This is a genomic window from Pseudomonas corni (genome assembly GCF_057128765.1).
Genome location: NZ_JBSKHW010000012.1, coordinates 214,073 through 225,977, shown reverse-complemented (window position 1 = coordinate 225,977; position 11,905 = coordinate 214,073). Strand labels below are relative to the sequence as shown.

General features: G+C 58.7%; 9 protein-coding genes. 7 read left to right on the top strand and 2 right to left on the bottom strand.

Going from position 1 to position 11,905, the window contains the following annotated elements; all coding sequences use genetic code 11:
- The first annotated feature begins 251 nt into the window (after positions 1–251).
- From ACWKV9_RS19320 to ACWKV9_RS19290, 7 genes are all read left to right on the top strand, one after another.
- Entirely contained in the window at positions 252–1,760 is a 1,509-nt protein-coding gene (locus ACWKV9_RS19320; protein ID WP_483837727.1) for a sigma-54-dependent transcriptional regulator, read from the top strand.
- A 386-nt stretch (positions 1,761–2,146) separates the two neighbouring features.
- Complete coding sequence (gene gcvH / locus ACWKV9_RS19315) at positions 2,147–2,530, top strand: glycine cleavage system protein GcvH (protein WP_483837726.1); 384 nt, start codon at positions 2,147–2,149, stop codon at positions 2,528–2,530.
- A gap of 10 nt (positions 2,531–2,540) precedes the next feature.
- Positions 2,541–5,402 carry an aminomethyl-transferring glycine dehydrogenase gene (gene gcvP / locus ACWKV9_RS19310; protein WP_483837725.1) on the top strand — a complete coding sequence of 954 codons (2,862 nt, stop codon included), beginning with the start codon at positions 2,541–2,543 and terminating at the stop codon, positions 5,400–5,402.
- A gap of 178 nt (positions 5,403–5,580) precedes the next feature.
- Entirely contained in the window at positions 5,581–6,957 is a 1,377-nt protein-coding gene (locus ACWKV9_RS19305) for an L-serine ammonia-lyase (RefSeq protein WP_483837724.1), read from the top strand.
- A gap of 62 nt (positions 6,958–7,019) precedes the next feature.
- Positions 7,020–8,141 (top strand): glycine cleavage system aminomethyltransferase GcvT, encoded by a 1,122-nt coding sequence (gene gcvT / locus ACWKV9_RS19300; protein ID WP_483837723.1) that lies wholly within the window; start codon positions 7,020–7,022, stop codon positions 8,139–8,141.
- Between the two features lie 394 nt (positions 8,142–8,535).
- Positions 8,536–8,748, top strand: coding sequence for a cold-shock protein (locus tag ACWKV9_RS19295; protein WP_003227496.1), 213 nt, complete (start codon positions 8,536–8,538; stop codon positions 8,746–8,748).
- A 99-nt stretch (positions 8,749–8,847) separates the two neighbouring features.
- The gene (locus ACWKV9_RS19290; protein ID WP_483837741.1) at positions 8,848–9,336 is read left to right on the top strand and encodes an RDD family protein; all 489 of its coding nucleotides are present in this window, start codon (positions 8,848–8,850) and stop codon (positions 9,334–9,336) included.
- A gap of 171 nt (positions 9,337–9,507) precedes the next feature.
- Here ACWKV9_RS19290 and lptG read toward each other — a convergent pair whose 3' ends face one another.
- Both lptG and lptF read right to left on the bottom strand, forming a co-directional pair.
- Positions 9,508–10,569, bottom strand: a complete 1,062-nt coding sequence (gene lptG, locus ACWKV9_RS19285) for an LPS export ABC transporter permease LptG (protein ID WP_483837722.1) — start codon at positions 10,567–10,569, stop codon at positions 9,508–9,510.
- Positions 10,562–11,686, bottom strand: a complete 1,125-nt coding sequence (gene lptF, locus ACWKV9_RS19280) for an LPS export ABC transporter permease LptF (RefSeq protein WP_483837721.1) — start codon at positions 11,684–11,686, stop codon at positions 10,562–10,564. Before lptF ends, lptG begins: the two co-directional genes overlap by 8 nt.
- Between the last annotated feature and the right edge of the window lie 219 nt (positions 11,687–11,905).

Sequence of the window (11,905 nt, the reverse complement as noted above, 5' to 3'; positions counted from 1 at the left end):
CCTGACCAGCCTACAAAAACGTAAAGGATGTCCCCGGTTTGAAACGTAAAGGATGTGTCCGTTTCTACACCGCGAAGGCGTCATATCTGGAGCTGGATATGTTGAGACAGGAGTGACACCTTCGCGGACAGGTCCGCTCCCACGAGCGAATGCTTAGCCTGATATCAGTTTTCTGTCATACCCTTCAGCGCTGCCAATGCCTGTTTACTGGCATAATCGCCCCCTTCCCACAGCCTGACCTCCTCCACTCCATGCGCATTCATGTCAGCTTCATCGACCGAGTCGGCATCACTCAGGAAGTCCTGGGGATTCTTGGCGGCAGGAATCTGAATCTCGACGCCGTGGAGATGGTCCCGCCCAACGTTTACATCGATGCCCCCACCCTGAGCCATGAAGTGCTCGAAGAGCTGAAAGACCGGCTGTTTCGGGTGCGCGGCGTTGAAGCAATCACCGTGGTCGATATCCTTCCGGGGCAACGCCGGCACCTGCAACTCGATGCCCTGCTCGCCGCGATGACCGACCCGGTGTTGGCGCTCGATAGCGCAGGCCACGTGCTGCTCGCCAATCCGGCATTGATCGCCCTGTGTGGACGCGAACCAGCCGGCGAATCCATCGGTGCGTTGTTTTCCGATCCCGGCCTGCAAACGGCACTGGTGGAAAACGGTTTTCGTCTGCCCCTGCGCGAGGTGACGCTCAACGGTGCGGCGCTATTGTTGGACGCCACGCCGATTACCGACGCAGGAGCGCTGCTGACGTTGTACCTGCCCAGCCGCATTGGCGAGCGCTTGTCCGCACTGCATCACGATCATGCCGAAGGCTTCGATGCATTACTGGGCGATTCAGCCGCCATTCGCACCCTGAAAGCCCGCGCCCAAAGGGTCGCCGCGCTGGATGCCCCGCTGTTGATCCAAGGCGAAACCGGCACCGGCAAAGAACTCGTCGCGCGCGCCTGTCATGCAGTCAGTGCTCGCCACAGCGGCCCGTTTCTGGCGTTGAACTGTGCGGCGCTCCCGGAGAACCTCGCCGAAAGTGAGCTGTTCGGTTACGCACCCGGGGCGTTCACCGGCGCCCAGCGTGGCGGCAAGCCAGGGCTGATGGAGCTGGCGAACCAGGGCTCGGTGTTTCTCGATGAGATAGGCGAAATGTCGCCGTATCTGCAGGCCAAACTGCTGCGGTTTTTGAATGACGGTAGCTTTCGCCGCGTCGGCGGCGACAAGGAGGTGCAGGTCAACGTGCGCATCCTCAGCGCCACCCACCGCAATCTGGAAAAGATGGTGGCGGAAGGGACGTTCCGTGAAGATTTGTTCTATCGCCTGAATGTGCTCAATCTCGACGTGCCTCCCCTGCGTGAACGCGGCCAGGACATCCTGCTGCTGGCGCGCTATTTCATGGAACAGGCTTGCGCGCAGATTCAGCGGCCTACTTGTCGTCTGGCGCCCGGCACTTACCCCGCTTTATTAAGCAACCGCTGGCCGGGAAACGTGCGCCAGTTGCAGAACGTGATCTTCCGCGCTGCGGCGATCTGTGAAAGCAACCTGGTAGACATCGGTGATCTGGACATCGCCGGGACATCCGTAGCCCGGGAAAACGACGGAGAGATAGACAGCCTTGAGCAAGCCGTCGATGACTTCGAAAAGTCGTTACTGGAAAAGCTTTATAGCCATTACCCCTCAACCCGGCAGTTGGCGGCGCGACTGCAAACCTCCCACACCGCCATCGCCCACCGGCTGCGCAAGTACGGGATTTCCGGGAAGGTATAAGCCAGACAACTGCACCTACCGTGGGAGCGGACCTGTCCGCGAATGCAATCTGACAAGCAGTAAATTAATGTCTGATGTACCGGCCCGTTCGCGGACAGGTCCGCTCCCACGAAAGCCAACAATTCGTAACGCTTTCGATCCAGGGGAACGATATCGTTACAAAAGACGCTCAAGCCCGCTTCACAAGGTGTTGATCCCGTAAGCATTTTCCGTACCCCGCAAACTGTATCGATTTCGCTACAGCGCTATCGCTTCTAAAACCCTCGTCTTCGCTGAAACCCCCATGCTACAAGCCCTGCAACAAACTGGCCGCAAACTTGCTATGCACTTGCCCCATTCACGCTCGCGCCTTTCGACGAGCAGTTTGTTTATTCAGGGGAGTTTTCATGAGCGAGTTGCGTTTTACCGAAGATCACGAGTGGCTGCGCACTGAAACCGACGGCAGCGTTACCGTCGGCATCACCGCTTTCGCGCAGGACGCACTGGGTGACGTGGTTTTCGTGCAACTTCCTGAGCTGCAGTCCTACGAAAAAGGCGCAGAAGCAGCTACGGTTGAATCGGTCAAAGCTGCCAGCGGCGTTTACATGCCACTAACGGGTGACGTGGTTGAAATCAACCCGGCGCTCGACAGCAACCCTGAACTGGTCAACGAAGACCCAATGGGCCAAGGCTGGTTTTTTCGCTTCATCCCTTCCGATGCAAACGCTGTCGGTCAATTGCTGAATCAGGACGCCTACGACCGTCTGATCAAAGCCAACGCCGAAGCCTGAGGAGTCCGACATGACTGACCGTATCGAATTGAGCACTGCCAACGAATTCATCGCACGTCATATTGGCCCGCGAGCCGACGACGAAAAAGCCATGCTCGCCACCCTGGGCTTCACCTCCCTGGAAGAGCTGAGCGCCAGCGTTATCCCCGAATCGATCAAAGGTACCAGCGTGCTGGGCCTGTCTGACGGCCAGAGCGAAGCCGATGCGCTGGCGGCGATCAAAGCCATCGCCAGCAAAAACCAGTTGTTCAAGACCTTCATCGGTCAGGGCTACTACGGTACCCACACCCCGGCACCGATCCTGCGCAACCTGCTGGAAAACCCGGCTTGGTACACGGCTTACACGCCTTATCAGCCAGAGATTTCCCAAGGCCGTCTGGAGTCGCTGCTGAACTTCCAGACCCTGATCAGCGACCTCACTGGCTTGCCGATTGCCAACGCATCGCTGCTCGATGAAGCAACCGCCGCCGCTGAAGCGATGACCTTCTGCAAGCGCCTGAGCAAGAACAAAAGCAGCCAGCAATTCTTCGCTTCCAGCCACTGCCACCCGCAAACCCTCGACGTGCTGCGCACCCGCGCCGAACCGCTCGGCATCGAGGTGGTGGTTGCAGATGAAAGCGAGTTGACCGACGTCAGCGTGTTCTTCGGCGCGCTGCTGCAATACCCGGCCAGCAATGGCGACGTGTTCGATTACCGCGAATTGGTTGAGCGTTTCCACGCTGCCAACGCTTTGGTCGCAGTCGCCGCTGACCTGCTCGCCTTGACGCTGCTGACCCCGCCGGGCGAATTCGGCGCTGACGTCGCCATCGGCAGCGCACAACGCTTTGGCGTTCCGCTGGGCTTCGGTGGTCCGCACGCGGCGTATTTCTCCACTCGCGATGCTTACAAGCGCGACATGCCGGGCCGTCTGGTGGGCGTGTCAATCGACCGTTTCGGCAAGACCGCCCTGCGTCTGGCCATGCAAACCCGCGAGCAACACATCCGTCGCGAGAAGGCCACCAGCAACATCTGCACCGCGCAAGTACTGCTCGCCAACATCGCCAGCATGTACGCCGTCTACCACGGCCCGCGCGGCCTGACGCGCATTGCCAATCGCGTGCACCACCTGACCGCGATCTTCGCCCAGGGCCTGAGCAAGCTGGGTCTGAACGTCGAGCAGGCATTCTTCTTCGACAGCGTGACGATCAACACCGGCGCCAAGACTGCCGAGCTGCACGGCAAAGCCCGCGCTCAGCAAATCAACCTGCGCGAAGTCGATGCTCAAACTCTTGGGCTGTCGCTGGACGAAACCACACAGCAAGCCGACGTCGAAGCCCTGTGGGCCCTGTTCGCGGACGGCAAATCGCTGCCTGACTTCGCAGAACTGGCTGACGCTGTGGAAGCGAAACTGCCCGCCGAGCTGCTGCGCCAGTCGCCGATTCTCAGCCACCCGGTGTTCAATCGCTATCACTCTGAAACCGAGCTGATGCGCTACCTTCGTAAATTGGCGGACAAGGACCTGGCCCTGGATCGCACCATGATTCCGCTAGGTTCATGCACCATGAAACTCAACGCTGCCAGCGAAATGATTCCCGTAACCTGGGCTGAGTTCGGCAACCTGCACCCGTTCGCACCTGCCGATCAGAGCGCCGGTTATCAGCAGCTGACCGACGAACTGGAAGAGATGCTCTGCGCCGCTACCGGTTACGACGCCATCTCGCTGCAGCCAAACGCCGGTTCCCAAGGTGAATACGCAGGTTTGCTGGCCATTCGTGCCTATCACCAGAGCCGTGGCGATGACCGTCGCGACATCTGCCTGATCCCGTCGTCCGCTCACGGCACCAACCCTGCAACCGCCAACATGGCCGGCATGCGCGTTGTCGTGACGGCCTGCGACTCACGCGGCAACGTCGATATCGAAGACTTGCGCGCCAAAGCCATCGAGCACCGCGATCATCTCGCAGCGCTGATGATCACCTACCCGTCCACCCACGGCGTTTTCGAGGAAGGCATCCGCGAAATCTGCGGCATCGTCCACGACAACGGCGGTCAGGTTTACATCGACGGCGCCAACATGAACGCCATGGTTGGCCTGTGCGCACCGGGCAAGTTCGGCGGCGACGTTTCCCATTTGAACCTGCACAAAACCTTCTGCATCCCCCACGGTGGTGGTGGCCCAGGCGTCGGCCCGATTGGCGTGAAGTCGCACCTGGCGCCATTCCTGCCAGGTCACGGCAAAATGGAACGCAAGGAAGGCGCGGTGTGTGCCGCCCCGTTCGGCAGCGCGAGCATTCTGCCGATCACGTGGATGTACATCCGCATGATGGGCGGCCAAGGTCTCAAACGCGCCTCACAACTGGCGATCCTTAACGCCAACTACATTTCCCGTCGCCTCGAAGAACATTACCCAGTGCTGTATTCCGGCACCAACGGCCTGGTGGCGCATGAATGCATTCTGGATCTGCGTCCGATCAAGGACAGCAGCGGCATCAGCGTCGATGACGTCGCCAAGCGCCTGATCGATTTCGGCTTCCATGCCCCGACCATGTCGTTCCCGGTGGCCGGCACCTTGATGATCGAGCCGACCGAAAGCGAATCCAAGGAAGAGCTGGACCGCTTCTGTGACGCCATGATCAAGATTCGCGAAGAGATTCGTGCGGTCGAAAGCGGCGCGCTGGACAAGGAAGACAACCCGCTGAAAAACGCGCCACACACCGCAGCAGAACTGGTAGGCGAATGGAGCCACCCGTACAGCCGTGAGCAAGCGGTATACCCGGTAGCTTCGTTGATCGACGGCAAATACTGGCCACCGGTTGGCCGCGTCGACAACGTGTTTGGTGATCGCAATCTTGTCTGCGCTTGCCCGTCGATCGAGAGCTATCAGGACGCGTGATCAGTTTTCTGTAGGGGTGCGCTTGCCCGCGAATAGCCTGACGCGATTTGTCTGACAAACCGCTATCGCGAGCAAGCTTCCTCCAACAGGCCACACGTTAATCTGTGGGAGGGAGCTTGCTCGCGACGAAGTCGGCCGAGGCAAGCCTGCGAAACCATAACAATAACCGGAGCCAACCATGTCCCTGAGCGTGTTCGACCTGTTCAAGATTGGGATCGGCCCTTCCAGTTCCCACACCGTGGGCCCGATGCGGGCGGCAGCGCGTTTTGCCGAAGGCCTGCGCCGCGATGGCCTGCTGACAACGATCACTTGCGTCAAAGTCGAGCTGTACGGCTCGCTCGGCGCCACCGGCAAAGGCCACGGCAGCGACAAGGCCGTGTTGTTGGGCCTTGAAGGTGAGCATCCGGACACCGTGGACACCGAAACCGTCGCCACCCGCCTGCAACAGATCCGTAGCAGCGAGCGCCTGAATCTGCTCGGCGAACACAGCATTGAGTTCATCGAGAAACAACATCTTGCGATGATTCGCAAACCCTTGCCCTACCACCCCAACGGCATGATTTTCCGTGCCTTCGATGCCTCCGGCCTACAAGTGCGCAGCCGCGAGTACTACTCCGTCGGCGGCGGTTTCGTGGTCGATGAAGACGCCGCTGGGGCGGACCGTATCGTCGAAGACCAAACGCAACTGGTGTATCCGTTCAAGACAGCAAAGGAGCTGATGGCCCATTGCGCAGCCAGTGGCCTTTCGATCAGCCAGGTGATGCTCGCTAATGAAGCTGCGTGGCGTCCTGAAGCCGAAACCCGCCAGGGCCTTCTGCGTATCTGGCAGGTCATGCAGGACTGCGTCGAAGCCGGTTGCCGCAACGAAGGCATTCTGCCGGGCGGGCTGAAGGTAAAGCGTCGCGCCGCAGCATTGCACCGGCAGCTGTGTGAAAACCCGGAAGCCGCATTGCGCGATGCACTGTCCGTGCTTGACTGGGTCAATCTGTATGCGCTGGCAGTCAACGAAGAAAACGCCAACGGCGGTCGGGTTGTCACCGCGCCTACCAATGGCGCTGCCGGAATCATCCCGGCCGTGTTGCATTACTACATGCGCTTCATCACCGGGGCTAACGAAGACGGCGTTGTCCGTTTTCTGCTAACCGCCGCAGCCATCGGCATTTTGTATAAGGAAAACGCCTCTATCTCCGGCGCCGAAGTCGGCTGTCAGGGTGAGGTCGGCGTCGCCTGTTCAATGGCTGCGGGTGCTTTGTGCGAGGTATTGGGCGGCAACGTCAATCAGGTGGAAAACGCCGCCGAGATCGGCATGGAACATAACCTCGGCCTGACTTGCGACCCCATCGGCGGGCTGGTGCAGGTGCCCTGCATCGAGCGCAACGCAATGGGTTCGGTGAAAGCCATCAATGCCGTGCGCATGGCGTTGCGCGGTGACGGCCAGCATTTTGTGTCGTTGGATAAAGTCATCCGCACGATGCGCCAGACCGGCGCCGACATGAAAAGCAAATACAAGGAAACAGCCCGTGGCGGGCTGGCCGTCAACATTATCGAATGCTGAAACAGCCCAATTTCAATGCATCGACTGCGGTCGATGCCTGACACGAATCCAAGGAGCCTCAGATGTCTACTCAATTGCTGCAAACGCCGCTGCACGCCCTGCATCTTGAATTGGGGGCCAAGATGGTCCCGTTCGCGGGTTACGACATGCCCGTGCAATATTCGGCTGGGGTGATGAAAGAGCATCTGCACACCCGCGAGCAAGCAGGCTTGTTCGACGTTTCGCACATGGGCCAGATTCTGCTGACCGGCGCAAATGCCCCCAAAGCACTGGAAACCCTGGTCCCGGTCGACATCATCGACCTGCCAGTGGGCATGCAGCGTTACGCGATGTTCACCAACGAAACCGGCGGTATCCTCGACGACCTGATGGTTGCCAATCTGGGCAACGATCAACTGATGCTTGTGGTCAATGCTGCCTGCAAAAATGAAGATCTTGCGCACTTGCAACAGCACATCGGCGACCAATGCGATATCAAGCCGTTGTTCGAAGAGCGCGCCCTGCTCGCCCTGCAAGGCCCGCAAGCGGTGACCGCCCTTGCGCGCCTGGCGCCGGACGTGGCGAAGATGACGTTCATGCAGTTTGCCAGCGTGAACATTGATGGCATTGAGTGCTATGTCAGTCGCTCGGGATATACCGGTGAAGACGGCTATGAAATATCGGTGCCCGCCGACAAAGCCGAATCGTTAGCGCGGCGTCTGCTGGCCGAGCCTGAAGTCGCGCCGATTGGTCTGGGCGCCCGAGACTCGCTACGCCTTGAAGCGGGCTTGTGCTTGTACGGCCACGACATGAACACCGAAACCACACCGATTGAAGCCAGCTTGTTGTGGGCGATTTCCAAGACCCGTCGCGCTGACGGCGCCAGAGCTGGCGGCTTCCCCGGCGCAACCCAGATATTTGCCCAACAGGCGTCAGGCGTTGCTCGCAAACGCGTAGGTCTACTGCCTCAAGAACGTACGCCTGTACGCGAAGGCGCTGAGATCGTGGATGCTGAGGGAACAGTGATTGGTACCGTGTGTAGCGGTGGCTTCGGGCCTACATTGGGCGCACCGCTGGCAATGGGCAGTATCGATACGGGCTTCGCTGCGCTCGACACCTCCGTTTGGGCGATTGTACGTGGCAAGAAAGTACCGATGCTGGTCGCCAAAATGCCTTTCGTAGCACAACGTTACTTCCGCGGTTGATATTAGCGTCAAAAAAACAGGCAGCCAAAAGAGTGCACCCGCAGTCTGGCTGCCGCATCACAGTGCGCTTTTAAACAGTGATGAAAGTGTCAAAAAAATGCACTTTCAACAGCAGTCATATTGTAAAAACTATCGATCACTCTGAACTGGTTAAACTTTTCAAAAAACGGGCTTGACCGCCTGAAACCGGGGGTGAGCGGGGGCTTGTTTTTTCTGTAACAGTTAGCGTAGAGTTTCTTAACTGTGTTTGCATGGGTCGCTTTGGACCGTGACCTGGGCAGTAGCGAGAACCAATGCTACATCCCGCTCTACGCTTCTTACTTCCTGCAACCAGTCCAGTACTTCCTCGTGTGAAGAAGGCTGTCATTAATTCAAGTTCCAAGGAAATAAGAAAATGTCTACACGTCAGAGCGGCACCGTTAAGTGGTTTAACGACGAGAAAGGTTTTGGTTTTATCACTCCCGAGAGCGGTCCGGATCTGTTCGTCCACTTCCGCGCTATTCAAGGCAACGGCTTCAAAAGCCTGAAAGAAGGCCAGAAGGTGACGTTCGTTGCCGTGCAAGGCCAAAAAGGCATGCAGGCTGACGAAGTACAAGCCGAAGCCTGATAGCTGCAAAACGAAAAAGCCCCTGTTGCCATCATCAGGGGCTTTTTTATGTCCGCAATTTTGTACCATGCTGGCTCCCCCGCCAACGAGCGCGCCCTGATGCCGAAACACCTGCTCCGCCCCCAAGGCGATTTTCCCGCAGCGGGATTGGGTCGTCGCATGGCCGCCATCTTCTATGACTTTTTGCTGTGCGTGGCGCTGCTGATGGTCACCACCTTCATCTACAAACTGATCTGGATGGGCTTCGTCGGCGAAGCAAAGTTGAGGGCGATGTCCGAAGCGGGCTCACTGGACGGCGACCCGCTGCTCTCTACAATTCTGTTTTTCGTGTTGTTCGGCTTCTTCGCCAAGTTCTGGACCCATGCCGGGCAAACGCTGGGCATGCAGGTCTGGGGGATTCGCGTGCAGAACGCCGATGGCACCGGCATCAGCCTGTGGCAGGCGCTGCTGCGGTTTGTGGTGGCGATAGCATCATGGCTGTGTGTCGGACTCGGGTTTTTCTGGAGCCTGATCGACAAGCAGAAACGTACCTGGCATGACCTATATTCCAATAGCCAGTTGGTGCGGATTCCGCGGCAGAAGAATTAGCCCTGTCGTCTGTAGGAGCGCGCTTGCCCGCGATCGCGGTAGATCAGCCCCATCAGTATTCAGAGGCAAAAAGCTATCGCGGGCAAGCGCGCTCCTACAAGGGGCGTGCAACGAATTCCACGCGCACAAAAAAGCCGACCCTGAGGTCGGCTTTTTGATTTCGGCTGAACGTCAGCCCGCTCGCCGCAGCAGCCAGATGCCGGCCAGCGCGCATATCCCTGCTGGCACCAGCACGGCAAACAGTGGCGAGAACCCGAACACCAGGCTCGATGGCCCCAACAGATCCTGTGCGATGCGGAAGGTGAAGCCCACCAACACGCCGGTGAATACCCGCTGCCCCAACGTTACCGAACGCAATGGCCCGAAGATGAAGGAGATGGCCATCAACACCAGCGCAACAGTCACCAGCGGTTGCAATATCTTGGTCCAGAACGCCAGCCAGTAGCGGCCGTTATTAAGCCCTTGATCGGCCAGATAATGCGCATACCCCCACAACCCGGTCATCGACAGCGACTCAGGTGGCAGGACGACCGTGCTCAACAACTGCGGGCTGAGTGCGACGTTCCAGCGTTCTTCCGGCGTGTTGACAACTTCGGTGCGATCACCGTGGAACACCGTGGTCGTGACGTCTTTGAGTAGCCAATGATCGGTGTTGAAATTCGCCTGTTTGGCAAAGCTGGCGGTCTGCATGTGTCGCTGATCGTCGAAGTGATAGCGCGTCACGCCGTACAACAAACCGTTCGGTTGCACGGTGTTGATATGGATGAACTCCTCGCCCTGGCGGTGCCACAAACCGTGACGCGCACTTTGCGCATCGCCGCTGCCCTGGGCCAACGAACGTGCTGCCTGCGCCTGAGCCTCAGTGGCTGGCGCGACATACTCACCCACCAGCAAACCTGCAACCATCAGCACCAGCATCGGCTTCATGACTGCCCATACAATGCGGCCGATGGACACGCCAGCGGCCCGCATGATGGTCAGTTCACTGCTGCTGGCAAGACCGCCGAGGCCGATCAGGCAACCGATCAGCGCCGCCATCGGCAGCATGTCGTAAAGACGGCGCGGAGCCGTCATCAGTACGAAACTGCCCGCATCCCAGAAGGTGTAGGTGTCGCTGATGTCAGCGATTTCATCGATGAAGGCAAACAGCGAAGCCAGCCCGAGGATGATGCCCAACACGGCAAGAATCGCGACGAAGACGCTCTTGCCGATGTACCGATCGAGCTTAACCATGAGTCACCCCCGACACGCTGCGGCGACTCTTCATTTTCAAGCGCAGAGGCTCCCAATAAAGCAATCCCAGACCAATCGCGAGGAAGATCAGGTGGACCCACCACAAGCCCAGCGCGGCGGGAATCTTGCCCCGTTCAAGCGCGCCACGGGCAGCGATCAGAATGGTCAGGTAGGCCATGTACAACAGAATGGCAGGCAACAATTTGAGGAAGCGACCCTGACGAGGATTGACCCGCGCCAGCGGCACTGCCATTAGCGTAACGATGAACACCAGAATCGGCAGCGAGACACGCCACTGCAATTCAGCCCGGTTGCGCGGCGAATCCTCGCCCGACAACAACTCGCTGGTCGGAATCGCATCGCGGTCGGTGACCTCGTCGCTGATGTCCGGCTTGGGCAGCAAGGCGCCGTATGTGTCGTATTTGATCGCGCGGTAATTGGCCTCACCCGGATTGCCGTCGTAGCGATAGCCATTTTCGAGAATCAGGTAGCGGCTACCGTCGTTCCTGACTTCCTGGTGGCCCTTCTCGGCAACCAGTACGGTGATCCCGCGATCCTTGGATTGATCAGAGGACATGCGCTTTTCGGAAATGAATACACCGCCCAGGTTCACACGGTCATCCGATAGCTGCTCGGTGTAGGTGACTCGCGTCCCGTCGCGCAGCGCCTGGAAACGGCCCGGCACCAAGGTGTCGAATTCGGTCATCGCGTCCTGCTTGTTGATCAGCAGGGAGAACTGCGTAGCGCCTTGAGGCGCGAGGCTGAAGCTCAGCCAGGCGACTAACAGTGACACCAGAGCAGCCGGCGCCAAGGTGATCAGCAGCAGACGTTGCTGGCTCATGCCGGTGGCGGCAAGAACGGTCATTTCGCTTTCAAGGTACAAACGGCCATAGGCCAGAAGAATCCCGAGGAACAGCCCCAGCGGCAGAATCAACTGCAGGAAGCCCGGCAGACGGAAACCCATGATCAGAAACAGCACACCCGGATCGAGTGCGCCGGAAGCCGCTTGGGCGAGGTATTTGATGAAGCGTCCGCTCATGATGATTACCAGCAGCACGGCGCTCACAGCGCTCAGGGTAACCAGCACTTCTCGGGACAGGTAACGGAAGACAATCAAACCAGACACTCCAGGGTTGTCACGCTCAGGCAGCCTGACAAGGAAATGGATCAGCCAGGTCGCTCGCCAAGACGAACGACCAAAAAAATATGCGGCATTATCCTGTGATTGGGTGTGTCTGTCACTGCGTGCGCCGGATACTTCTCACATACCGGTCAGACGCGAGTATTAACGGGGTTGTCATCCGTCCTCCCGCAGGGTCAAACTGCGGGCCTTACC